Source organism: Paraburkholderia sp. MM5496-R1, from assembly GCF_050436205.1.
GTDB classification, from domain to species: Bacteria; Pseudomonadota; Gammaproteobacteria; order Burkholderiales; family Burkholderiaceae; genus Paraburkholderia; species Paraburkholderia tuberum.
The window spans coordinates 1,625,780-1,648,233 of record NZ_JBNDLT010000002.1; the positions used below are offsets into that span (position 1 = coordinate 1,625,780).

23 protein-coding genes and 1 pseudogene are annotated in these 22,454 nt (G+C 63.6%); 14 read left to right on the forward strand and 10 right to left on the reverse strand.

What is annotated here, in order from left to right:
- The first annotated feature begins 23 nt into the window (after nt 1-23).
- The gene (gene tal, locus OKW38_RS14415) at nt 24-977 is read left to right on the forward strand and encodes a transaldolase (RefSeq protein ID WP_090805643.1); all 954 of its coding nucleotides are present in this window, start codon (nt 24-26) and stop codon (nt 975-977) included.
- 254 nt (nt 978-1,231) lie between these two features.
- Entirely contained in the window at nt 1,232-1,651 is a 420-nt protein-coding gene (locus OKW38_RS14420) for a VOC family protein (RefSeq protein WP_429362012.1), read from the forward strand.
- Nucleotides 1,652-1,678: 27 nt separating this feature from the next.
- Here the strand turns inward: OKW38_RS14420 and OKW38_RS14425 are convergent, their stop codons facing one another.
- The 5 genes from OKW38_RS14425 to OKW38_RS14445 all read right to left on the reverse strand — a co-directional run bounded on the left by OKW38_RS14425 (nt 1,679) and on the right by OKW38_RS14445 (nt 6,189).
- Entirely contained in the window at nt 1,679-2,803 is a 1,125-nt protein-coding gene (locus tag OKW38_RS14425) for an FUSC family protein (RefSeq protein ID WP_429362013.1), read from the reverse strand.
- Nucleotides 2,804-2,931: 128 nt separating this feature from the next.
- Nucleotides 2,932-4,482 carry a monocarboxylate uptake permease MctP gene (gene mctP / locus OKW38_RS14430; protein WP_429335987.1) on the reverse strand — a complete coding sequence of 517 codons (1,551 nt, stop codon included), beginning with the start codon at nt 4,480-4,482 and terminating at the stop codon, nt 2,932-2,934.
- Nucleotides 4,479-4,721, reverse strand: coding sequence for a DUF3311 domain-containing protein (locus tag OKW38_RS14435; protein WP_090803628.1), 243 nt, complete (start codon nt 4,719-4,721; stop codon nt 4,479-4,481). Before OKW38_RS14435 ends, mctP begins: the two co-directional genes overlap by 4 nt.
- 298 nt (nt 4,722-5,019) lie before the next feature.
- Entirely contained in the window at nt 5,020-5,970 is a 951-nt protein-coding gene (locus OKW38_RS14440; RefSeq protein ID WP_429362015.1) for a spermidine synthase, read from the reverse strand.
- 72 nt (nt 5,971-6,042) lie between these two features.
- Nucleotides 6,043-6,189, reverse strand: a complete 147-nt coding sequence (locus tag OKW38_RS14445) for a hypothetical protein (protein WP_429335984.1) — start codon at nt 6,187-6,189, stop codon at nt 6,043-6,045.
- Nucleotides 6,190-6,314: 125 nt separating this feature from the next.
- On the opposite strand from OKW38_RS14445, the pseudogene OKW38_RS14450 reads away from it, so the two are divergent.
- Nucleotides 6,315-6,608 (forward strand): annotated as a pseudogene (locus OKW38_RS14450) (OmpA/MotB family protein); the annotation flags it as partial.
- 90 nt (nt 6,609-6,698) lie between these two features.
- Here OKW38_RS14450 and OKW38_RS14455 read toward each other — a convergent pair.
- Nucleotides 6,699-8,939, reverse strand: a complete 2,241-nt coding sequence (locus OKW38_RS14455) for an NADP-dependent isocitrate dehydrogenase (RefSeq protein WP_187611030.1) — start codon at nt 8,937-8,939, stop codon at nt 6,699-6,701.
- A 336-nt stretch (nt 8,940-9,275) separates the two neighbouring features.
- Between OKW38_RS14455 and OKW38_RS14460 the strand changes: the two genes are divergently transcribed.
- The 7 genes from OKW38_RS14460 to OKW38_RS14490 all read left to right on the forward strand — a co-directional run bounded on the left by OKW38_RS14460 (nt 9,276) and on the right by OKW38_RS14490 (nt 13,199).
- Complete coding sequence (locus OKW38_RS14460; RefSeq protein WP_429363765.1) at nt 9,276-9,908, forward strand: Sir2 family NAD-dependent protein deacetylase; 633 nt, start codon at nt 9,276-9,278, stop codon at nt 9,906-9,908.
- A complete protein-coding gene (locus tag OKW38_RS14465) occupies nt 9,827-10,564 on the forward strand; it encodes an RNase A-like domain-containing protein (protein ID WP_429363767.1) in 738 nt (245 codons plus the stop codon). The genes OKW38_RS14460 and OKW38_RS14465 overlap by 82 nt, the downstream gene beginning before the upstream one ends.
- A 9-nt stretch (nt 10,565-10,573) precedes the next feature.
- The gene (locus OKW38_RS14470) at nt 10,574-10,867 is read left to right on the forward strand and encodes a contact-dependent growth inhibition system immunity protein (RefSeq protein WP_429356823.1); all 294 of its coding nucleotides are present in this window, start codon (nt 10,574-10,576) and stop codon (nt 10,865-10,867) included.
- Nucleotides 10,868-10,952: 85 nt separating this feature from the next.
- Nucleotides 10,953-11,261, forward strand: a complete 309-nt coding sequence (locus OKW38_RS14475; protein WP_429362017.1) for a contact-dependent growth inhibition system immunity protein — start codon at nt 10,953-10,955, stop codon at nt 11,259-11,261.
- A 142-nt stretch (nt 11,262-11,403) separates the two neighbouring features.
- Entirely contained in the window at nt 11,404-12,231 is an 828-nt protein-coding gene (locus OKW38_RS14480; RefSeq protein ID WP_429362019.1) for an AraC family transcriptional regulator, read from the forward strand.
- Between the two features lie 81 nt (nt 12,232-12,312).
- Nucleotides 12,313-12,714 (forward strand): cupin domain-containing protein, encoded by a 402-nt coding sequence (locus tag OKW38_RS14485; protein ID WP_429335979.1) that lies wholly within the window; start codon nt 12,313-12,315, stop codon nt 12,712-12,714.
- Between the two features lie 8 nt (nt 12,715-12,722).
- The gene (locus OKW38_RS14490) at nt 12,723-13,199 is read left to right on the forward strand and encodes a GNAT family N-acetyltransferase (RefSeq protein WP_184059782.1); all 477 of its coding nucleotides are present in this window, start codon (nt 12,723-12,725) and stop codon (nt 13,197-13,199) included.
- Between the two features lie 25 nt (nt 13,200-13,224).
- Here the strand turns inward: OKW38_RS14490 and OKW38_RS14495 are convergent, their stop codons facing one another.
- The 4 genes from OKW38_RS14495 to OKW38_RS14510 form a co-directional block, all read right to left on the reverse strand.
- Nucleotides 13,225-13,716: a DNA-deoxyinosine glycosylase gene (locus tag OKW38_RS14495; protein ID WP_187611035.1), complete on the reverse strand. Its 492-nt coding sequence runs from the start codon at nt 13,714-13,716 to the stop codon at nt 13,225-13,227.
- On the reverse strand, nt 13,716-14,423 hold the full coding sequence (locus OKW38_RS14500) for a chorismate--pyruvate lyase family protein (RefSeq protein ID WP_429335978.1): 708 nt from the start codon (nt 14,421-14,423) through the stop codon (nt 13,716-13,718). Before OKW38_RS14500 ends, OKW38_RS14495 begins: the two co-directional genes overlap by 1 nt.
- A 187-nt stretch (nt 14,424-14,610) precedes the next feature.
- Nucleotides 14,611-16,509 carry a molecular chaperone HtpG gene (htpG, locus tag OKW38_RS14505; RefSeq protein WP_429362021.1) on the reverse strand — a complete coding sequence of 633 codons (1,899 nt, stop codon included), beginning with the start codon at nt 16,507-16,509 and terminating at the stop codon, nt 14,611-14,613.
- Nucleotides 16,510-16,644: 135 nt separating this feature from the next.
- The gene (locus OKW38_RS14510) at nt 16,645-18,102 is read right to left on the reverse strand and encodes a PLP-dependent aminotransferase family protein (RefSeq protein ID WP_429362023.1); all 1,458 of its coding nucleotides are present in this window, start codon (nt 18,100-18,102) and stop codon (nt 16,645-16,647) included.
- A 231-nt stretch (nt 18,103-18,333) separates the two neighbouring features.
- Between OKW38_RS14510 and OKW38_RS14515 the strand changes: the two genes are divergently transcribed.
- From OKW38_RS14515 to OKW38_RS14530, 4 genes are all read left to right on the forward strand, one after another.
- Nucleotides 18,334-19,026, forward strand: a complete 693-nt coding sequence (locus OKW38_RS14515) for a VOC family protein (protein WP_429363768.1) — start codon at nt 18,334-18,336, stop codon at nt 19,024-19,026.
- 116 nt (nt 19,027-19,142) lie between these two features.
- On the forward strand, nt 19,143-20,339 hold the full coding sequence (locus tag OKW38_RS14520; protein ID WP_090803607.1) for a PLP-dependent aminotransferase family protein: 1,197 nt from the start codon (nt 19,143-19,145) through the stop codon (nt 20,337-20,339).
- Nucleotides 20,340-20,442: 103 nt separating this feature from the next.
- Nucleotides 20,443-20,907: a RidA family protein gene (locus OKW38_RS14525; RefSeq protein WP_090803605.1), complete on the forward strand. Its 465-nt coding sequence runs from the start codon at nt 20,443-20,445 to the stop codon at nt 20,905-20,907.
- A 195-nt stretch (nt 20,908-21,102) separates the two neighbouring features.
- Nucleotides 21,103-22,002 (forward strand): PhzF family phenazine biosynthesis protein, encoded by a 900-nt coding sequence (locus OKW38_RS14530; RefSeq protein ID WP_429335975.1) that lies wholly within the window; start codon nt 21,103-21,105, stop codon nt 22,000-22,002.
- The last annotated feature ends 452 nt before the right edge of the window (nt 22,003-22,454 follow it).

The window sequence follows — 22,454 nt, forward strand, 5'->3', positions numbered from 1 at the left end:
CCACGCGCCCTGAAGGCCCGAACATGACAACCGCACTCGACCAACTCAAGCAATACACCACCGTGGTGGCCGACACCGGCGACTTCCAGCAGCTCGCGCAGTACAAGCCGCGCGATGCGACCACCAATCCGTCGCTGATTCTGAAGGCCGTGCAGAAAGACGACTACCGGCCGCTGCTCGAAAAGACCGTGAAGGCGCATGCGTCGAAGCCGCCCGGCGCGATCATCGACCAGTTGCTGATCGCCTTCGGCACCGAAATCCTGAAGATCATCCCGGGGCGGGTGTCGACCGAAGTCGACGCGCGCCTGTCGTTCGACGTCGAAGGCTCGATCGCGAAAGGCCGCGAGCTGATCGCGCTGTACAAGGAACACGGCATCGAGCGCGACCGCGTGCTGATCAAGCTCGCGTCGACGTGGGAAGGCGTGCGCGCGGCCGAGGTGCTGCAGAAGGAAGGCATCCACTGCAACATGACGCTGCTGTTCTCGCTCGTGCAGGCCGCCGCCGCCGCGGAAGCTGGCGCGCAGCTGATCTCGCCGTTCGTCGGCCGCATCTACGACTGGTACAAGAAGAACGCCGGCAGCGCGTGGGACGAAGCGAAAGACGGCGGCGCCAACGATCCGGGCGTCAAGTCGGTGCGCCACATCTACGCGTACTACAAGAAGTTCGGCTACAAGACCGAGGTGATGGGCGCGAGCTTTCGCACGACCTCGCAGATTCTGGAACTGGCCGGCTGCGATCTGTTGACGATCAGCCCCGACCTGCTGCAGAAACTGCACGAGAGCACCGACAAGGTCGAACGCAAGCTGTCGCCGGAGACATCGCACGACGCGGACATCGAGCGCGTGCCGGTCGACGAGAAGTCGTTCCGCTTCCTCCTCAACGACGAAGCGATGGCGACCGAGAAGCTCTCCGAAGGCATCCGCACGTTCGCCGCGGACGCGGTGAAGCTGGAAAAGCTGATCGACACGATGCGCTGAGGCGCCGGAGGCGGCGGGCGTGGCTGGCTGAGTGGCGCTCACGCTCGCCGCGCGGCTCCGCGCGAGTCCCATCCATGACAGGCGGCGCTGGACCTCACGGTTCAGCGCCGCTTCCCGTTTACGCTGCGTCGCCACCGGCGACATAGCGTCACGATCGACGCGCCGCCACCGACTACAATCGACTCCACGCCCCTCCCCGCCGCCGCTGGCGAGGAACGACGGCGCCCGCCCAACGCCTGACCATGGAGACGATCATGTACGTTCAGCCCTATGTGTTCTTCAACGGCCGTTGCCAGGAAGCGCTCGATTACTACACCGACAAGCTCGGCGCCCAGGTGACCTTCAAGATGCTGTTCAAGGAAGCGCCGCCGGACGCGCACAATCCGCCACGCCCCGAACTCGCCGACAAGATCATGCACGCGAGCGTGCAGTTGGGCTCGAGCACGTGGATGGCTTCCGACGGCAACTGCGATCCGGCGGCCGGCCCGTTCAATGGCTTCAGTCTGTCGCTGACCGTCGATGACGGCGCGTCGGCGGAAAAATGCTTCAACGCGCTCGCCGATGGCGGCCAGGTCGTGATGCCGTTCCAGCAAACGTTCTGGAGCAAGGGCTTCGGAATGGTGGTGGACCGCTTCGGCATGACGTGGATGGTCACGCTGCCGCCGCAGGTTTGAGGCTTAGGGGCAGGCCAGCGCTAGCACCTACCTGCCACGCGTCGCCCGCTCGTGCCGCTCGATGTTCCAGTTCGGCTCGGTCTCCAGCAATAGCGCGCGCAACCGGTCTACCTGCTCCGCGAGCCGCTGACCGAGCCAGTACGGCCCTTGCCAGTCGGGCGGCAACGCGGTGGCCACGTCGCCGCGCCCCTTCGCGAGCGGCGCCGCGACCGGAATGCCAAAGCGCGACGGACGGCCGAAACGCAGCCCGCGCGCGGTGGACAACAGGATCGCCCGCACGGCGCGCACCTCGGCGCCGCAATGCGCTGCATAGGCGGTGCGCGCGGCGGCATCGGCGTTCATCAGCGGCCCCGTGGCAAGCAGTTCCAGCGAGCTGAGCACCGAACGATGCAGCCGCTGGATCTCCTCGAGCCTCGACTGCGGCACGTCGATTTCCTTCGCGACCGACGGCATCAGCGAGCGCAGTTGCACGAGCCGCTTGTTGATCCGCAGGAAGCGCTTGATCTGCTCCTCCTCGGTGATCGTTTCGCCGTCGAGCAGCCGCGCGTAGATGCCCGCGCATTCGCGCAGATTGGCGGCGAGGCCATAGCGCCACGAATACGTCGCGTGCAGCGGAAACGCGAACGAAAACGCCAGCGCGATGACGATACCGATCAGCACGTTCAGCGTGCGCCACAGGCCGACGTCGATCAGATTGTCGCCGTGGCCCGCGACGATGCACATCGTGATGGCGGTCAGGAGCCCGATATAGCCGGACGAGCCAATCGCGAACCACGCGCAGATCGACGCGATGATCGCCTCCAGCACATAGGTGAGCGGCAGCGAACCGATGAAGTGCTGTTGCACGATCAGCAGGAGCCCGATCGATGCGCCGAGCAGCGTACCGGCCGCGCGTTCGGCCGCTTTCTTGCGGATATTGCCGTGATGCTGCAAGCCGCCGATCACGACCAGCAGCGTTACCGACGACCAGATGCCGTGCGGAATATCGATGCCGGTCGTCGCGAGAATCGACACCAGCATCGCGAGGCCGACGCGCAGGCTATGCAGCACCTTGGCGTGCCGGTAGCGGTAGTACGGCGACGTGACCGCGCGCACCATCCGGCTGAGCGCCGCGCGGCGGGAAATCAAAGTGGGAGTATCGGCAGCAGCCATGGCGGCGCGCGGCGAACGCGTGAAAGGACGGTTCCGCTATCCTGCCCTGGAGTGCCCCGCAAACACAAACGCCCGCCAACTTCCGTCGGCGGGCGTTGCGTGTTTCAGAACGTGATTTGCAGCTGGAATCAGCCTTCGACGATGTCCAGGTAGTCCTCCGGACGCGTACGGTCCTCGGCGCGCTGCATGCCCACCGCGCGCACGACCAGGCTCACGACGACCGACACCACGAGGTTCACGACCAGCGACCACACCGCCGCATAGCCCGGAATCGCCATGCCGAACAGATGGATCGTGAAGATCGAGCTCGCGAGGTTCAACGAAATCGCCATCCACGTGCCGGTCGCGATACCTGCCGCCCAGCCGAGCAACAGACCCCGGTAGTCGAGCACGCGCGTGTAGAGACCCAGCACGATCGCCGGCAGCGTCTGGATGATCCAGATCCCGCCGAGCAGTTGCAACTGGATCGCGTACGTGAGCGGCAGACCGAGAATGAACGCCACCGCGCCGACCTTGACGATCAGCGACACCAGCTTCGCGACGTTGGTCTCCTGCTCGTGCGTCATGTTGCGGTTGACGAACTCCTTGTGCACGTTGCGCGTGTACAGATTCGCCGCCGCGATCGACATGATCGCCGCCGGCACCAGCGCGCCGATACCGATCGCCGCGAACGCGACGCCGACGAACCACGACGGGAAGAAGTGCAGGAACAGCGCCGGCACCGCGAAGTTCGGGCCGAAGGCCTTGAAGTACGGCGCGAACTCCGGCATGTCCTTCACGCCTGCCGCGAGCGCCATGAAGCCGAGCAGCGCGAGCAGGCCGAGCACCAGCGAATACGCCGGCAGCAACGCCATGTTGCGGCGGATCGTGTTGCCCGACTTCGACGACAGCACCGCGGTGATCGAGTGCGGATACAGGAACAGCGCGAGCGCCGAACCCACCGCGAGCGTCGCGTACGCGCTATAGCCGTTCAGGCTCGACACGTCCGGCGACTTCAGCAGCAGCTTGGCCGGCGGGACCGCGCCGAAGATATGGCCGAAGCCGCCCAGCTGCGGCGGAATCACGATGATCGCGGCGAAGATCGTCACGTAGATCAGGATGTCCTTGACGACCGCGATCATGGCCGGCGCGCGCAGGCCCGACGTGTACGTGTAGGCCGCGAGGATCGCGAATGCGATGATCAGCGGCAGATCGCCGACGAAGCCGGTCGTGTCGAAACCGAGCGCGCCGATCACCACTTCGATACCGACCAGTTGCAGCGCGATGTACGGCATCGTCGCGACGATGCCGGTCACCGCGACCGCGAGCGCGAGCATGCGGCTGCCGTAGCGGGCCGACACGAAGTCCGCCGAGGTCACGTAGCCGTGCCGCTTCGCGACGCTCCACAGCTTCGGGAACACGACGAACGCGAACGGATAGATCAGGATCGTGTACGGCAGCGCGAAGAAGCCCGTTGCGCCCGCACCGAACACGAGCGCCGGCACCGCGATGAACGTGTAGGCGGTGTACAGGTCGCCGCCGAGCAGGAACCACGTGACGATCGTGCCGAAGCGCCGCCCGCCCAGACCCCACTCTTCGATATGCGCGAGATCGCCGCGCCGCCAGTGGGCCGCGACGAAGCCGAGAATCGTGACGCCGATGAAAAACAGAACGAAGACGAAAGTTGCAATGGGGTTCATCGTTGCGCGCCCCCGTTCGTGCGACCCGTATAGCGGGACCTGGTCTTCGAATAGACGAACGCGGTGATGACCGCGCTGATCAGCACCCACAGCAGCTGATACCAGTAGAAGAACGGGAAATCGAACAGCTGCGGCTCGATCCGGTTGTAGGACGGCACCCAGATCATCGCGATCCACGGTAGCAGCAATAGCCAGAGCCAGTGCTTGCTGGCTTTCTTCACGTCGGGGTCGTGAGCCATGACGTCTCCTGTTTCCTATTTAGAATTTATCTGCCCGCGGTCGACGGGAGGTGGGACTCTGCGGGTGGTCGTCCCGCGCTCAGCCACGGGCTCCCCGAAAGCTTCGAAAGAGTATAGGAGTGGCGAACTCCCGGTCAAGCAGGGACGACCCGAGGCGCGTCGGCGTCCAACAACGCGACGGAAGCGCCAACGATGCAGGCTGGATGACGTTGCGGCGTAGACGTGAAAAAAATACCGGAAGCAAAGCGGCCGTGCCGACCGCTACGCCGGTACGGCCGCTTCATTCTCCGTGCGCTGATCAGATCGCAAACGATGCGCCCGTCTGCCCCGTCGATTCGCGCAGGCCCTTGATCCATTTGCGCGCCGGCAAGCCGAGCTCGGCTTCGATCAGCTTCGCGCGCGCCTCTAGCGCGGTGAACGGCACGTCGAGCGCGGGGCCCGAGAACGCGATCGCGATACGGTTGCCGTCGTGCACTTCGGGCAGCGCGACGACGCGACCGTCGAAGGCTTCGTTCAGACGCTTCATGTTGCGCACGAAGCTCGGATGATCGCCGAACAGATTCACCGTGACGATGCCCGCGTCGGTCAGACACGCACGTGCCGCACGGTAAAAGCCGACGCTGTCGAGTACTGGGCCGCGCGCGGTCGCGTCGTAGACGTCGATCTGCAGCGCGCCGATGGTGCCGTGGTTCGCGCTCTCGTTGACGAAGTCCCACGCGTCGCTTTCATGCACGCTCAGACGCGCGTCGTCGGGCGGCAGTTCGAACATCGTGCGCGCGGCCACGACGACCGCCGGATTCAGTTCGACGGCCTCGACCTTCGCGCTCTTCAGGAAGCGGTGCGCGAACTTGGTCAGCGACGCGGCGCCGAGCCCGAGCTGCACGATGCGCTTCGGCGTTTCGAGGAATAGCAGCCAGGCCATCATCTGCTGCGCGTATTCGAGTTCGATGTGATCGGGCTTGCGCAGACGCATCGCGCCTTGCACCCATTCCGTGCCGAAATGCAGGTAGCGCACGCCGCCCTCTTCGGAGAACGTCACCGGTGCGAAGCGCGGCTTGCGCGGCGCTTCGATTTGCGGCGCTTCGATTTGCGGCGCGTCGTGTGCGTCGTGCTCGACGGTGCCGCCCGCGTTGCGCGTGGATTTGGGCGCCTTTTTGTGGGCCATTTGCTGTTTACCGCCGATGGCTTGGGCGTCGCGGTTACGGAAAGCGCGCGCCTCGGCCGAAGCGCGCTTGATCAGATTCGTCATGTAGGGATGTCGCGCGACAGGCGCAATATTTTTGGTCGAACGAGAGCATAGCATTCGCTGCGGTTCGCTCATTCAAATCAACCGCTCACAAACGGCTTTCAACGAACTCACTTTTGCGGCCGCTGGGTCGCGACCAACCTGCGCCATTACGCCACGCGCAAACGATTCACGTGGCGCTTTATCGCCGTTTTCCGTCACCAGCCGCAGCTTGCAGCGCATTTCCTCCTGGTGCAGCGCCCGGCGAGATCATCTATTCCGAGGGCTACTCGGGTGAGCCCGTGGTCTTTCTGATCACGGAAGGCAAGGTCGAACTTTCCACTCGCTGCGACGACATGAAGGTCGTCGATTCGTTCGATGTACTCAACCCGATCGCGCAGGGACTGCAAAAGGATGCGACGGGGAATGTGCTCGTCGAGGGGCATACCGACAGTGTGCCGATTTCGACCGCGAAGTATGCGTCCAACTGGGAGCTGTCGTCGGCTCGCGCGGGCGCCGTGGTCAGGTATCTGGTCGAGCGCGGGATCGAGCCGCATCGGCTGGCCGCGATCGGACGGGCGGACAATTTTCCGCTGGTCGCCGGCAATGACGCGGCGGCAAGAGCGGCCAACCGGCGGGTCGCGATCGTCGTGCAGTATTGAACGCGTTCGCCGGTAGCATTGGCCGCCCTTCCCTGCTACGAGCCGCCCGCCGGCGGCTCGTCTTCACATCACCTCACTTCACGCATCACGTCATTCGACGCGTACCGCCCCGAGCGCCTCGTTCAGCGTGCGGCTCGGCCGCATCACCTCTTCGAGCTTGTTGAAGTCCGGCTTGTAATAGCCGCCGATGTCCGCCGGCGCGCCCTGCACCGACGCGAGCTCCGCCACGATCACCTGCTCGTTGGCGGTCAGCTGCGTCGCGAGCGGCGCGAACTGCGCGGCGAGCGCGGCGTCGTCCGTTTGCGCGGCCAGCTCCTGCGCCCAGTACATCGCCAGATAGAACTGGCTGCCGCGATTGTCGAGCTCGCCCGTCTTCGGGCTCGGGCTGCGATTGTTGTCGAGCAGCTTGCCGGTTGCGGTGTCGAGCGTCTTCGCGAGGATCTTCGCCCGGTTGTTGCCGGTCTTGATGCCCAGTTCTTCGAGCGACGCCGCGAGCGCGAGGAACTCGCCGAGCGAGTCCCAACGCAGATGGTTCTCTTCGACGAGCTGCTTCACATGCTTCGGCGCCGAACCACCCGCGCCGGTCTCGTACATGCCGCCGCCCGCCATCAACGGCACGATCGACAGCATCTTCGCGCTCGTGCCCAGCTCCATGATCGGGAACAGGTCGGTCAGATAATCGCGCAGGATGTTGCCGGTGACCGAGATCGTATCGAGCCCGCGCACGACGCGCTCGAGCGTGTAACGCATCGCGCGCACCTGCGACATGATCTGGATGTCGAGGCCGGTGGTGTCGTAATCCTTCAGGTAGGCCTCGACCTTCCTGATCAGCTCCGCTTCGTGCGGGCGATACGGGTCGAGCCAGAACACCGCGGGCATGCCGGAATTGCGCACGCGCGTGACCGCGAGCTTGACCCAATCGCGGATCGCCGCGTCCTTCACCTCGCACATGCGCCAGATGTCGCCCTGCTCGACGTTCTGCGTGAGCAGCACCTCGCCGCTGGCTAGATCGACGATGCGCGCCTCGCCGTCTTCCGGCACTTCGAAGGTCTTGTCGTGCGAGCCGTATTCTTCCGCCTTCTGCGCCATCAGGCCGACGTTGGGCACGGTGCCCATCGTGACCGGATCGAACGCGCCGTTGGTCTTGCAGAAGTTGATGATCTCCTGGTAGATGCGCGCGAACGTGCTCTCCGGGATCACCGCCTTGGTGTCTTTCGGACGGCCGTCGGCGCCCCACATCTTGCCGCCGAGGCGAATCATCGCCGGCATCGACGCATCGACGATCACGTCGTTCGGCGCGTGCAGGTTCGAGATGCCCTTCGCCGAATCGACCATCGCCAGTTCCGGACGATGTTCGTGGCATGCGTGCAGGTCGCGGATCACCTCCTCGCGCTGCGATTCCGGCAGCGTCTCGAGCTTCTCGTACAGATTGACGAGGCCGTTGTTGACGTTCACGCCAAGTTCCTCGAACAGCTTGCCGTGCTTCGCGAACGCGTCCTTGTAGAACACCTTCACCGCGTGGCCGAAGACGATCGGGTGCGAGATCTTCATCATCGTCGCCTTCACGTGCAGCGACAGCATCATGCCGGTCTTGCGCGCATCTTCCATCTGGTCTTCATAGAACGCTAGCAGCGCCTTCCTGCTCATGAACATGCTGTCGATGATCTCGCCGTCCTGCAGCGCGACCTTCGGCTTCAGCACGATCGTCTTGCCGTTTTTCGTGACGAGTTCCATCTTCACGTCGCGCGCGCGATCGAGCGTCATCGATTTTTCGCCGTGATAGAAGTCGCCGTGCCGCATGTGCGCGACGTGCGTGCGCGACGCCATGCTCCATTCGGCCATGCTGTGCGGATGCTTGCGGGCGTAGTTCTTCACCGCGGCCGGCGCGCGACGGTCCGAGTTGCCCTCGCGCAGCACCGGGTTCACCGCGCTGCCGAGACACTTCGAGTAGCGCTGACGGATCGCCTTCTGTTCGTCGGTCTTCGGATCTTCCGGATAGTCGGGCACCTTGTAGCCCTTCGCCTGCAGTTCCCTGATCGCGCTCGTCAGTTGCGGCACCGATGCGCTGATGTTGGGCAGCTTGATGATGTTGGTGTCGGGTAACGAGGTCAGGCGACCGAGTTCCGCGAGGTTGTCGGGCACCCGCTGCGCTTCGGTCAGAAACTCGGGAAACTCACCGAGGATGCGGCCCGCGACCGAGATGTCGCTGGTCTCGACCTCGATGCCGGCCGGCCTGGTGAAGGTCCGGATGATCGGCAGGAACGCGGCCGTCGCAAGCAGCGGCGCCTCGTCGGTGAGGGTGTAGATGATGGTCGGTTGCTGGGTCGTCATTGCTAGGCTCTGGGCGGGCGGTTGAGAGGCATCTCGCACGTGATACGGGCAGGATGCGCAAACGTCGATCAGGAAAACGACAACGCTAGGACACAAACGCTGTGCGTGGCGGATGGCGACGCGGGGCCCTGGAACGCCAAAGCGGAACGATTAAGCGAACACGGCGGACTGCGTCGCGCAGCGGGTCGCACGGTTGGATTCTGCCTCATTTTTGGGCTGCCAGGAGAATTCGGAATGTGAACAACGGGAGCACGCATGGACACGGCAGAGCAAATGATGATCGCGGCTGACTGGATACGCGAAGCCGACGGCATTCTGATCACGGCAGGCGCAGGCATGGGCGTCGATTCCGGACTACCCGACTTTCGAGGCGATCACGGATTCTGGGCGGCTTATCCGGCGTTGAAGACCGGCGGAATCAATTTCCATGATATTGCCAATGGAACAGCCTTCCTGCGTGATCCGGTCCGCGCATGGGGTTTCTACGGCCATCGGCTCAACCTGGACCGGCGCGCCGTCCCGCACGCGGGTTTCGAGAGCTTGCGCCGCTGGGCATCGGCGAAAAGAAGCGGCGGGTTCGTATTCACCAGCAATGTCGATGGCCAGTTCCAGAAGGCGGCTTCGCCGACGATCGCCTGTTCGAATGCCACGGATCGATCCATTTCCTGCAATGCGGACAGTCCTGCAGTACGCCTGAATAAATCAGAACCCGAATTTTCATCCGTCGCCCATTCCTCTCCCTGTTGTCGCCTGCTAGCGTGGCAGTCCCGACAGCTACGGAGAAGTTCGGAATGTCGTATCAACAGGATGCGGACGGCGTGCGCGTGGTGCTCAGCGCGCCGCAAATGGCGGCGGTACTGGCAAGGCAGTCAATCACCCAGACCGAAATGCTTTCCAACCGGCTATGGGGCGGGTTGCAAATCGTCGGTGGCGTGCTGGAAATGGTCGGCGCAAGTGCGTTGTGTGTGATCCCGGAACCGACCATGCTCACCAAGGCAGGGTGTGTCGTGTTCGGCGTACATGGTTCTGGTACGGCGGCGGCTGGTTTGCGTCAGGTCTGGACGGGCCAGGATACGGCCACATTGACCCAGCAGGGCACGACGAAGCTGGCCGAGGCAATGAAGGCAAGTCCTGACATAGCCAACAATATCGGCCTGTCACTTGACATGGTCGTGCCGTTCAGCTTTGCCGGGTCAATCAAGGCGGTGCGGGCTGCGCGTATCACGATGGGCGAGATCAACCTGAACATGCATGAAGCGAAGACGCTTCGCGGGGTTGGCGGGCATACACTTTTGAAGCATGTGGGAAAAGATGAGGCCTGGTTGCGACAAAGACTGAAAGATGAGCCGCGGATAAAAGCGGCGACATCATTTAAAGACCAGAAGACTGCCGAGAAAGCCATTTCGGAAGTGATGATGGGCGAAACTACCCGCATCAGATCCTGGTCTCAGTCTACGACGAGTGCTCCGTTGCGTTTAACAAGGCACATATCTGGGGACGTGGGTTACGGGGTTGTCAGGAAGACAGGACAATTTGCGAAAGGAAACAAGGTTTTGGTGGTACTTAAGCGGGAGATATACAATGGAATGCCCTATTACGTCCTGACGGCGTTCATCGACTTATGAGACGCAGTTATGAATGAAAATCCGCTGTACCCCGAACTAAACCAGCTCTTTGGTGTGTACCTTAACGAGGATTTTTCGTACTGGGGTAACACCATCAAAGTGATCATAGGTTGCTACAGAAGAGATAGTTCACAAGAGAGTTTAAGGAACATACTTGTTGAAATTGAAAACTTCGAGAGAGAGAACTTTAGCAATCTGGACGATGCATTCGAAGAGGCGTATGGCTCCCAGTTCGGCCCGGAGTTGTGGGGTTACACCACTGCTTCCTTCCTTGACGAATTGAAGCGGCTACTGAATGAGTAGGCAATTGCTCGGGACAGACTATAAAGAAGGCCCGCCATTGTCGCGGGCATTTTCACGCACGCGCCCCTCAACACGCAGACAGGGAGTGAAGGCTTATCGTATGGTTGACGGTGAGGAATATGGCAATCTGACGGGGTTGATTCGCTCTCGTTTCCACGAAGATTTTGACCTTTTCGGAAACTCAGTAGAAGAACTCGTTTCTTCCTATACCGCGAAAATGTCAACGACTGACATTGACGCGCTCATGTCTGACATAGATTCATTCAAAGCCGACTATCCAGAGACGTTGGACTCAGAGTTCAAGGAGCGGTTTGGCCGCCAGTTCGATCCTGTTTTGTGGGGCTACACGACGGCTTCCCTCCTTGATGAAGTAAAACGGTTACTGAGTGAGTAGGCAATTGCTCAGGAGCGGACCCGCGACGAGACACTGACGTCAGTCGCACTATCACGCATGCCAAGCGTGCGAACATTCGCACCGGTACAATCCTCCGATATCGATGTTCCCGCAGATCTGCCAAACCAAGCCGGAGCGTGTGATGGACGGCGATACCCGGAAAGCCCAATCCGACTGGATTTCCCGTTCGGAATCCACCCACGGAGTCGAACGCATCGAAGCGTTTTTCCACGGCAACGCGTACTCCATGCATCGGCACGACACCTACGCGATCGGCCTGACCCTCGCCGGCGTTCAGTGCTTCCATTACCGGCGCGGTTTGCGCACCAGCCTGCCCGGGCAGACCATGGTCCTGCATCCCGACGAAGTGCACGACGGTCAGGCCGGCACGAACGAGGGATTTCGTTATCAGATGATTTACGTGCAGCCCGCCGCGATCCAGGAAGTCCTCGGCGGCCGCCCCCTGCCGTTCGTCGAAGGCGGCGTCACGACCGATCCGCGCCTGTTCGAAGCCACGCAGACAGCGCTGCGCCAGATGCGTGGCGACGCGGAGCCGCTCGAACGTGACGACGCGCTCGCCGGTCTCGCGCTCGCGCTGGATAACGCCTCGGGCGCGCGGCAGACGCGCAGGTCCGCGGATTTCGCGGCAGCGCAGCGAGCACGCGAATATCTGCACGCATCGTGCACGCATACCGTCACGCTCGATGAACTTGCCGTCCTCAGCGGGCAGGACCGCTGGAGCCTGTCGCGCGATTTCCGAACTTTTTACGGCACCAGCCCCTATCACTACCTGGTCATGCGCCGGCTCGAAGCCGCGCGCGCGATGATGCTGCGCGGCGTTTCCCTCGTGGACGCGGCGGCCGCAGCCGGCTTCGCCGACCAGAGCCACATGACCCGACATTTTCGCCACGCATACGGAATCCCGCCCGCACGTTGGCTCGCGATGACGAGCGATCGGCGCGCCGGCTAACGCAAGCTTGCACGATCGTTCAAGACACTCGCCGGCGGCGGGACTATGCTCTGTTCCAGGTATCACCCGAATGGAGCCACCATGCACAGCGATTCCCAGCCGACACCCGAGCAACGCGGCCAATACAAGACCATCAACCTGCTCGACAAGATCAGTCAGATCGACGACCACTGGCAGCCGCGCGTCGTGGCTGAAATGAATGACTATCAGTTCAAGGTCGTAAAGATAGTCGGCGATTTCGTCTGGCATCGGCATGCCGATACCGACGAGACGTTCATCGTCCTCGCAGGCCGGTTGCGCATCGACTTCCGCGACCGCTCGATCGAACTGTTTCCCGGAGAAATGGCGGTGGTACCAAAGGGAGTCGAGCACAAGCCGTATGCCGAGTCCGAGGTGAAGCTGCTGCTCATCGAACCGCGCGGCGTCGTCAATACCGGCGATACGACCAACGAAAGAACGGCCGAAAACGACGTATGGATCTGAGAGCCGCCATGCAAACGCCGCGGCCGATCGTTCGCGAAGCCGTTTTCCCCGCCGACACGCACAACCTCGTCGCCGTGATCCGCGAGTATGTCCGCTGGCTGGATATGGATCTGTCGTACCGCGGATTCGATGCAGAAATGGACGCGTTCGAACACGTTTATACGCTGCCATCCGGCATGTTCTTCGTCGCCGACGCCGGCGGCGAGCTCGCCGGTTGCGCGGGGCTGCTGCGCCATACGGCAGAGACTGCGGAAATCAAACGGCTCTATGTTCGTGAAGCATTCAGAGGGTTGTCGCTTGGCGAAACGCTGGTCACATCGGTGATCGGGAAAGCGAAGACATTGGGATTCTCGACGCTGGTTCTCGACACGGTTCCGCAAACCCGTTTTGCACAGCGCATCTACGAGCGGTTAGGGTTCGTCGAAACCGCGCCCTACTACGAGAATCCAGTCGAAGGCACACGGTTTCTTGCGCTCGATCTATGACCGCGAATGGCATCCTGTCGGTCGATCAGACCCAGGTTAGCCGTCGCCATATGTCCAGCTTTTGAGCGTATGAAACCGAGGCATGGGCGGGACTGCTCGATGGCAAACGGACAAGCCGATATTGCACTCCCCGCTCGCCCAACGCTTTCAGCCCGATTTTGGCCGCCGTCCCCCCGTTGAAGGCGATGGTAGCCAGTTTCGGCAGCGTATCGATCAGAGCAATCAGATCGTTGCTGGCATGGTCGCGAATCCGGCTATCCAGGCTTCCTGCTCGACGAGCCTCGGCAACGACATCCCATAGTCCGATATGGTGTTCGAGCAACGTCTCGAGACGCGTCGAATAGTCCATATCAACCAGATCCCGTTCTATCGCTTCACCGACCAGTAACCAGAATTTGTTCTGCGGGTGTGCGTAGTATTGGCCGTGAGCCAACGACACCTCGCCCGGCAAGCTACCGAGGATCAAGACCCGCGTATCAGCGTCGACGACAGGCGCAAAGCAACGCTTGAACGACATCAGCGGCTCCGCTCGTCGGCGCTACGCGGCACGCTGTGCGCACGCGACGCGGTGTGATCGAGCGGACGACCGTGCTCGCGCACCCGCGCGTGCGCGATATGCGCCGCGCCGGTGCCCGACGCGGCAGCGTGCGCGCGAGCGGCCGCGTCCAACGCACGCAAATGCTCCCACAGTGCCGGCAACATGCATTCGGTCACCATCAAAGGCGCGCCATGCCGCTCGAACACCGAGCGACGCGCCACCAGCGCATGCCGATCGCCGCCGTCGATTTCATGCGCGGCCAACCGATACAACGGATGCCGCTGCCCCACCCTGCGGCTCACCAGCGACGAACGCGCGACGCTGCTATCGCTATACAGCAACTCCGCGAGCGGCCGGGTGCGCAGCCGGCGCGTCGCCTGCCAGACGCCGACGCTCGCGGCACGCGGCGTCACGCTATGCGCGGCGACGAACGGCACGCCATCGACCGACAGCACCACTTCGCGCACCCACACCGGCGCGCGCGGCGCGAGTCCGAGCGCGGCGGCTTCGTCGGGCCACGGCAGCGCGACGGCTTCGCGAGTCACGCGCACCGCGACCGCGCCGAGCGCGCGCAGGTGCGCGGTCAGTGAACCGCCGCGGGTCAGCCAGTCTTTCTGGGCGGCGCTGAAAGTGGCCAAAGGCGCGACGCGCCAGTGGGCATCGGCGGGATCGAAACGGATAGGCATGGTGTCGGATTATAGCGGCGTGCTCCGACGGTAATTTTTCGCGGCGACGACCGCGGCGATCGTGCGCGCTCCTTCAGGCAGGGGAGCCGACGCAAACCAGAAGGCAAAAAAATGCGCTGCCGAAGCAGCGCATTTCTCAACTACCGGGCGTCAATCCAGCAACGACATCAACGCTTTCGGCTCACGCTCAACCCGCGCGCGACAGCAGCAACGCATTGGTCCGCTTCACGAAGCTCGCCGGATCTTCCAGCGCGCCGCCTTCGGCGAGCAGTGCCTGATCGAACAGCAGATGGCACCAGTCATCGAAATTCGCGCTATCGGCATGCAGACCCTTCACGAGGGCGTGCTCCGGATTCACTTCGAGAATTGGATGGAACTCTGGCGCCTGCTGGCCCGCGGCCTTCAGCATGCGCTGCAGGTAGCCGCTCATTTCGCCGTCGTCGGCAACGAGGCACGACGGCGAGTCGGTCAGGCGGAACGTCAGACGCACGTCCTTCGCCTTGTCCTTCAACGCTTCCTTCATCTTCTCGACGAGCGGCTTGAACGCTTCGCCGATCTTCTCCTGCGCCACTTTTTCCTCGTCGTTCAGCGCGCCGAGATCGAGGTCGCCGCGCGCGACGCTTTGCAGCGGCTTGCCGTCGAATTCGTTGAGGAACGACAGCATCCATTCATCGACGCGATCGGTCAGCAACAGCACTTCGACGCCCTTCTTGCGGAACACTTCGAGATGCGGGCTGTTCGACGCGGCCTGCCACGTGTCGGCGGTCACGTAGTAGATCTTCGTCTGCTCGGGCTTCATGCGAGCGACGTAGTCGGCCAGCGACACGGTCTGCTCGGCCGTGCCCGTATGCGTCGTCGCAAAGCGCACGAGCTTCGCGACGCGCTCGCGATTGGCGAAGTCCTCGCCGATGCCTTCCTTCAGCACCTGGCCGAATTCCTTCCAGAAGCCCGCGTATTTTTCCTTATCGGCGTCGTTGTCCGCGTTGGCCAGTTCTTCCAGCATCGACAGCGCGCGCTTGGTCACGCCTTCGCGGATCGCCTTCACGTCGCGGCTTTCCTGCAGGATTTCGCGCGACACGTTGAGCGGCAGATCGGCCGAATCGACCACACCCTTCACGAAGCGCAGGTACGTGGGCAGCAGTTGCTCGGCGTCGTCCATGATGAACACGCGCTTCACGTACAGCTTCAGTCCGCCGCGCTGCTCGCGGTTCCACAGATCGAACGGCGCGTGCGCCGGCACGTACAGCAGTTGCGTGTACTCGCTGCGGCCTTCGACGCGGTTATGCGTCCACGTCAGCGGATCTTGATGATCGTGCGAGATGTGCTGGTAGAACTGCTTGTATTGCTCGTCGGTGATGTCGTTCTTCGAACGGGTCCACAGCGCGCTCGCCTGGTTGACGGTCTCGTCCTCGTCCTTCGTGACCATCTCGCTCTTTTCCGCGTCCCACTCTTCCTTCTTCATCAGGATCGGCAGCGCGACGTGGTCCGAGTACTTCTGGATGATCGACTTCAGCCGATACGACGACAGCAGTTCGTCCTCATCGGCACGCAGATGCAGCGTGATGGTCGTGCCGCGCGCGGCGCGCTCGATCGTCTCGACCGCGAAATCGCCTTCGCCCGCGCTTTCCCAGCGCACGCCTTCCGAGGCCGGCAAACCGGCGCGGCGCGTCTCGACGGTGATCTTGTCCGCGACGATGAAGCCCGAGTAGAAGCCCACGCCAAACTGGCCGATCAGCGCCGCGTCCTTCTGCTGGTCGCCCGACAGCTTGCCGAAGAATTCCCTAGTGCCCGAACGCGCGATCGTGCCGAGGTGCGCGATCGTCTCGTCGCGGCTCATGCCGATGCCGTTGTCGTCGATCGTGATGGTGCGCGCGGCCTTGTCGAACGACACCCGAATCCGCAGGTTCGGATCGTTCTCGTACAGCGCGCTGTTTTCGATCGCCTCGAAGCGCAGCTTGTCGGCCGCGTCGGACGCGTTCGAAATCAGCTCGCGCAGAAAGATTTCCTTGTTGCTGTACAGCGAATGGATCATCAGTTGCAGAAGTTGCTTCACTTCTGCCTGAAAGCTCATGGTTTCTTGTGCCATGGTCGGACTTCCTCTCTGTTGCGAATTGGGGGATGAGCGGCGGCCGAAGCGGATTCCAACCGCGGTTCGGGCTCGCCGTGCCGGAGCGCCGGACCGCCGGATCGTCCGCGCAAATGGGGACGCTCCGGCGCGGTTTCAAGAGGCCCGGCGCGCGACGCCGTCGAGATAACGGCTTAGGAACGCCGGTAATTCAGGATCGCCGCAATTGGCGATGTTGAAGCGCATCCACGTGCTCGGCGACTGCTGCGGCGAAAACAGCCCGCCCGGCGTCAGCAGATAGCCGGCTTCGTGCCCGGCCGCGGCGAGCGCGCCTGCGTCGACGCCGGTGTCGGCCCACAGGAACATCCCGGCCGTCGGCGTCAGAAACAGCTTCATGCCGGTCTTCTCGATCATCCGCACGGCCTTCTCGCGCACGCCGTCGAGCCGTGCGCGAATGCGCTCGACGTGCCGCCGGTAGTGGCCCTCGGTCAGGATCTTGTAGATCACGCGCTCGTTCAACTCCGGGCTCGTCATGCCGACCAGCATCTTCTGATTGGCGACCACCATCGCGACCTCTGCCGCGCATGCGATGAAACCGACGCGCAGATTCGGCGCAAGCGTCTTCGAGAAACTGCCGAGGTAGATCACGCGCTTTAGCTGATCGAGGCTCGCGAGCCGCGTACCCGCGTAGCTGGGCGGGCACAGGTCGCCGTAGATGTCGTCCTCGACGACGATGAAGTCGTACGCCTCGGCAAGCCGCAGGATGCGGAACGCCTGCGCGGCGCTCAGCGAGGTGCCGGTCGGGTTCTGCAGCACCGAGTTGATCACCAGCATTTTGGGGCGCCATTCCTGGACCAGCGCTTCGAGCGCGTCGAGATCGGGGCCGTTCGGCGTGTACGGCATGCCGACGAGCCGCGCGCCCTGCGACGCGAAGCAGCCGAACATCTGGAACCACGCCGGATCGCCGACGATCACCGCATCACCCGGCTTCACGTAGATGCGCGAAATGAGGTCGATCGCCTGGGTGACGCCCGACACCATCACGATCTGCTCGGGCAACGCGCCGATCTCCAACTCCTCGAGCCGCGTCTGCAACTGCTGACGCAGCGGCAGGAAACCTTGCGCGGTGCCGATGCCGAGCATCTGCATGCCGCTTTGCCGGCCGAGCGTGCGCAGCGCGTTGGTGATCAGGTCGCCGTCGAGCCAGCGGGCCGGCAGATAGCCGAGGCCCGGGCTGCGCTCGGGCCGCGCGCCCGTGTGCAGCATGTTGCGCAGCAGCCACACGACGTCGATATTGGCCGGCGCGGGCAGCGTCTCGGCGCGCGGGCGCAGCTCGGAGACCGTCGCCGCGCCGCCCTGGCGCTCGCGCACATAGAAGCCGGAGCCGCGCCGCGACTCCAGAAAACCCTGCGCGACGAGCCGCTCGTACGCTTCGACCACCGTGAAGCGCGACACGCCCTTGTCGAGCGCGAGCTTGCGGATCGACGGCATGCGCATGCCGGGGCGGAACACGCGCTCCTCGATGCGGCGCCGCGCCCACTGGACGAGCTGTTCGACCAGCGTCAACGACGCGGTGTCGTGCGGGGCGGGAATCTGGGTAAGCGGGACGGACATGACGGACTCCAACTGTACCGAACAGTATCGCGCCGATTGTACCGTTACTGTGCAGGTCACGGCCGTTACATTTGAATCCAGCGCGGCTGGTGACACCATGTAAATCCATACGTATGGCCCGCCGATCCGGCAAACGGTTATGCTTACGGCCCCGGCAGCGCTGCCCACAAGCGTGGCGCGCAACTGGCCCTTGCACAGAACAGCGTTTTCCGTCGATCCGCCATGACCACCCTGACAGCCCAATCGCTCAGTCTCGATCACCTCGTCGTCTCCGCGCGCACCTTGGACGAAGGCGTCCAGTACGTCGCCGATACGCTCGGCGTCGCGCCGGCCGGCGGCGGCGCGCATCCGCTGATGCGGACCCACAATCGCCTGCTCGGCCTGTGGGGCGGGGTCTACCTGGAAGTGATCGCCATCGATCCGCACGCCGCGGCCGAGGCAACCGATGGCACCGCGCCGCGCCCGCGCCTGTTCGCGCTCGACGACCCGGCGACGCAGGCGCGACTTGAAAACGGGCCGTATCTGTCGCATTGGGTCGCGCGCGTCGAACGGCCGAAGCATCTGGCGACGTGGCAAGCGCAGTATCCGCACCGCATCGCGCCGGTCGTGCCGATGACGCGGGGCGATTTCACGTGGGGCCTGACGGTGCCCGACGACGGGTCGTTCCCCGCGTGGCAAGGCGCCGGCGACGGCGTGCTGCCCTCGCTGATCCAGTGGGACTCGACGCGGCATCCGTCGCAGTCGCTGGCGCCGACGAACCTCGCGCTGAAAGCGTTGAAAGCCGTGCATCCGCGGCCAGAGCTGATTGGCGAACAACTGCGCTGGTTCGGCACCGCGCATCTGCTCGACGTACAGCCGACCGACGGCGCGGCGGCGCTCGTCGCCGAATTCGAAACACCCGAGGGTTCTCGAACCCTCGGATAAACAGCGCGTGATTGGGCAACCCCCGTGGCAACCCCGGTGGCACCCCAGCGGCAATGGTTGGCCAGTCGCGCGATAATTGAAATTTTTGACCGGTTCCAGAAATACCAGAGGAGATCATGGACCAAAGCGACCTGAAAGCCCCGACGTGGCAATTGTCCGAACGCGCGCGCAAGCTCACGAGCTCCGCGATCCGCGAGATCCTGAAGGTCACGGAACGGCCCGAAGTCATCTCCTTCGCCGGCGGCCTGCCCTCGCCTGCCACCTTCCCGGCCGAGCGCATGCGCGAGGCGTCCGACCGCATCCTGCGCGACACGCCCGCCGCGGCGCTGCAGTACAGCGCGACCGAAGGTTATCTGCCGCTGCGCGAATGGGTCGCGCAGCGCTACTCGATCAACGGCGCGCAGATCCGTGCGTCGCAGGTGCTGATCACGACCGGCTCGCAACAGGCGCTCGACCTGCTCGGCAAGGTGCTGATCTGCGTCGATAGCCCCGTGCTGGTCGAAACGCCGACCTACCTCGGCGCGCTGCAATCGTTCTCGATGTACGAGCCGCACTACGTGCAGGTGCCAACCGACGAGCAGGGCCTGATCCCCGAGGGCCTGAAGCCGGAACTGACCAATGGCGCGCGTCTGCTGTACGCGCAGCCGAATTTCCAGAATCCGACGGGCCGCCGTCTGCCGGTCGAACGCCGCCGCGCGCTCGCCGAGTTCGCGAAGACCGCGCCGTTCCCGGTGATCGAGGACGATCCCTACGGCGCGCTCGACTACGCGGGCGAACCGCTGCCGACGATGTTGTCGATGGCGCCCGATCACATCGTCTATCTCGGCTCGTTCTCGAAGGTGCTCGCGCCGGGTCTGCGCGTCGGTTTCATCATCGCGCCCGAGGAGCTGATCTTCAAACTCGTGCAGGCCAAGCAGGCCACCGACCTGCACACGCCGAGCTTCACGCAGCGCATCGTGCACGAGGTGGTCAAGGACGGCTTTCTCGACACGCACGTGCCGACGATCCGCGAGCTGTATCGCAACCAGTGCGACGCGATGCTCACCGCGCTCGAACGCTATATGCCCGAAGGCGTCAGCTGGAACCGTCCGGAAGGCGGCATGTTCATCTGGGTCAATCTGCCGGCGGGCATCGACACGATGAAGCTGCTCGAGGAAGCGGTCGCGCAGAACGTCGCGTTCGTGCCGGGCGCTCCGTTCTTCGCGAGCGAGGCGCAGCACAACACGCTGCGTCTGTCGTTCGTCACGGTGCCACCGGCTAAAATCGACGAAGGCGTGGCGCGTCTCGCCGCACTCGTGCGCGCGAAAATCTGAACGGCGTTAGCCGCACTGCCATCGGGGCGAAGCTTGCACGCGCGTTGCGGGCGGACTTCGCCCCGCCTGCATTCATGCAATCTCACCGAAACGAGGAAACGATATGGCTCAATCGAATGTGTACGACAAGCTCAAGGAACTCGGCATCGAATTGCCGGCGGCGGGTGCGCCGGCAGCGGCCTATGTGATGAGCGCGCAAAGCGGCAACACGGTGTACCTGTCGGGCCACATCGCCAAGAAGGACGGCAAGGTGTGGGTCGGCAAGCTCGGCGCGACGCTCTCCACCGAGGAAGGCAAGGCCGCCGCGCGCTCGATCGCGATCGATCTGCTCGCCACCTTGCATGCGCACGTCGGCGACCTGAACCGCGTCACGCGCGTCGTCAAGCTGATGAGCCTCGTCAACTCGACGCTCGAATTCACCGAGCAGCATCTGGTCACCAACGGTGCGTCCGAACTGATCGCCGACGTGTTCGGCGAACGCGGCAAGCACGCGCGCTCGGCGTTCGGCGTCGCGCAGATTCCGCTCGGCGCGTGCGTGGAGATCGAGCTGATCGCCGAGGTCCAATAGCATCGACGCGATGTGACAATGCGTGCGGTGTCGCGCGAGATCGGCACCTGATTCACGCCGCATTGCGATTGAAACGCGCCGACCGGTGTCACGCACCGGCGGCGCGTTTCTGTTTTATGGCGACGGTGGATCGCCGCCGCGCAGGCGGATAGAATCCGCGAACTCCCTCAATGTCCATTGCACCGGGGCCTGTCGATGTCCGCTCACACCGTTCGTTTCAAACAGGTCGACGTGTTTACGTCGACACCGTTCAAGGGCAATCCGCTTGCCGTCGTGTTCGATGCCGACGCGCTCGATACCGCGCAAATGCAGGCCATTGCGCGCTGGACCAATCTGTCCGAAACCACGTTTCTGCTAAAGCCGACCGACGCGGCCGCCGACTATCGCGTGCGCATCTTCACGCCGGGGGGCGAGTTGCCGTTCGCGGGTCATCCGACCTTGGGCACCGCGCATGCTTTACGCGAAAGCGGCTACCAGCCGAAGCAGGCCGGCAAGCTGATCCAGCAATGCGGCGTGGGTCTCGTCGAACTCGAAGCGCTCGACGGCGGCGACAACATGCACGGCGCATGGGCGTTCGCCGCGCCGCCCGCGCGCGTGACACCGCTCGCCGAGCATCGTTACGAAGCGCTGTCTACGGCTTTACGTAGTCAGGCGATCGACTTCAGCGCGCCGCCATGCGCGGTCGACAACGGTGCGCCGTGGCTCGTGGTGCGGGTCGATTCGGCACGCGCCTGCCTCGCGCTCGAACCCGACGCGGCGGCGCTCGCCGAGCTCGCGCATTCGGTCGACACGCACGGCGTCGCCGTGTATGGACCACACGACGCCGACGGCCCCGCGACGTTCGAGGTCCGTTGCCTGATGGCGGGCGGCGGCTTCGGTGTCGGCGAAGACCCGGTGACGGGCAGCGCCAATGCCGCGCTCGCGGGTCTGCTGAACCTGCAGCACCGTCGTCCCGCTGCACGCTACACGGCGCGTCAGGGCACCGCGCTCGGGCGCGCGGGCCACGTGTCGGTCCACTACGACGATGCGCGCGGCAAGATCTGGATCGGCGGGCCTTCGGTGACGATCGTCGACGGCACGTGCCGGCTCGCGTAAGCGAGCTGCGGCTTCGCGCGCACGCCACGGCGACACGCCACATGCCGCCGCTTCACACCACAAAAAGCCGCAGCGCGATGGCGTCGCCATACCTGGTTCTCCGAATTCATCGTGGCCGGATTGCAAAAGCCCTGCCAGAAACTGCCCAGTGGCAGGCACCGTTGCCGATGAAGTCTTCGACAAATCACGGACCGGCCGCGTCATAAGACCGGCGATGCAGGCCACGTGAACAGCCGCACCCGCGCGCCCGCCGCGCGAGCGTATACCCCATGCCCGGAAGCTTCCTTAATCCAGTGGCATTCAGTAATATCGAACCGTATCCGATGACCTGTGGACGGTCCGGCGCGGCGCCACGCCCTCTCATCCTGCGCAGCAGCTTTGGCATCTTGGTCACCATGCAGCCATCCATCTATTTCGCGCAGTCGATGCCCATGCGTTTGCAAGCGGCCCGC

Bases quoted from the DNA above. Each gene is read 5' to 3' on its own strand.
- OKW38_RS14460 (WP_429363765.1), top strand. From the start codon at position 9,276: ATGGGCGTCGATTCCGGACTACCCGACTTTCGAGGCGATCACGGATTC.
- OKW38_RS14490 (WP_184059782.1), top strand. From the start codon at position 12,723: ATGCAAACGCCGCGGCCGATCGTTCGCGAAGCCGTTTTCCCCGCCGAC.
- mctP (WP_429335987.1), bottom strand. From the start codon at position 4,482: ATGAACCCCATTGCAACTTTCGTCTTCGTTCTGTTTTTCATCGGCGTC.
- OKW38_RS14500 (WP_429335978.1), bottom strand. From the start codon at position 14,423: ATGCCTATCCGTTTCGATCCCGCCGATGCCCACTGGCGCGTCGCGCCT.
- OKW38_RS14440 (WP_429362015.1), bottom strand. From the start codon at position 5,970: ATGACGAATCTGATCAAGCGCGCTTCGGCCGAGGCGCGCGCTTTCCGT.
- OKW38_RS14435 (WP_090803628.1), bottom strand. From the start codon at position 4,721: ATGGCTCACGACCCCGACGTGAAGAAAGCCAGCAAGCACTGGCTCTGG.
- OKW38_RS14485 (WP_429335979.1), top strand. From the start codon at position 12,313: ATGCACAGCGATTCCCAGCCGACACCCGAGCAACGCGGCCAATACAAG.
- OKW38_RS14480 (WP_429362019.1), top strand. From the start codon at position 11,404: ATGGACGGCGATACCCGGAAAGCCCAATCCGACTGGATTTCCCGTTCG.
- OKW38_RS14445 (WP_429335984.1), bottom strand. From the start codon at position 6,189: ATGCGCTGCAAGCTGCGGCTGGTGACGGAAAACGGCGATAAAGCGCCA.
- OKW38_RS14455 (WP_187611030.1), bottom strand. From the start codon at position 8,939: ATGACGACCCAGCAACCGACCATCATCTACACCCTCACCGACGAGGCG.
- tal (WP_090805643.1), top strand. From the start codon at position 24: ATGACAACCGCACTCGACCAACTCAAGCAATACACCACCGTGGTGGCC.
- OKW38_RS14520 (WP_090803607.1), top strand. From the start codon at position 19,143: ATGGACCAAAGCGACCTGAAAGCCCCGACGTGGCAATTGTCCGAACGC.
- OKW38_RS14425 (WP_429362013.1), bottom strand. From the start codon at position 2,803: ATGGCTGCTGCCGATACTCCCACTTTGATTTCCCGCCGCGCGGCGCTC.
- OKW38_RS14470 (WP_429356823.1), top strand. From the start codon at position 10,574: ATGAATGAAAATCCGCTGTACCCCGAACTAAACCAGCTCTTTGGTGTG.
- OKW38_RS14510 (WP_429362023.1), bottom strand. From the start codon at position 18,102: ATGTCCGTCCCGCTTACCCAGATTCCCGCCCCGCACGACACCGCGTCG.
- OKW38_RS14530 (WP_429335975.1), top strand. From the start codon at position 21,103: ATGTCCGCTCACACCGTTCGTTTCAAACAGGTCGACGTGTTTACGTCG.
- OKW38_RS14465 (WP_429363767.1), top strand. From the start codon at position 9,827: ATGCTTTCCAACCGGCTATGGGGCGGGTTGCAAATCGTCGGTGGCGTG.
- OKW38_RS14420 (WP_429362012.1), top strand. From the start codon at position 1,232: ATGTACGTTCAGCCCTATGTGTTCTTCAACGGCCGTTGCCAGGAAGCG.
- OKW38_RS14525 (WP_090803605.1), top strand. From the start codon at position 20,443: ATGGCTCAATCGAATGTGTACGACAAGCTCAAGGAACTCGGCATCGAA.
- htpG (WP_429362021.1), bottom strand. From the start codon at position 16,509: ATGGCACAAGAAACCATGAGCTTTCAGGCAGAAGTGAAGCAACTTCTG.
- OKW38_RS14495 (WP_187611035.1), bottom strand. From the start codon at position 13,716: ATGTCGTTCAAGCGTTGCTTTGCGCCTGTCGTCGACGCTGATACGCGG.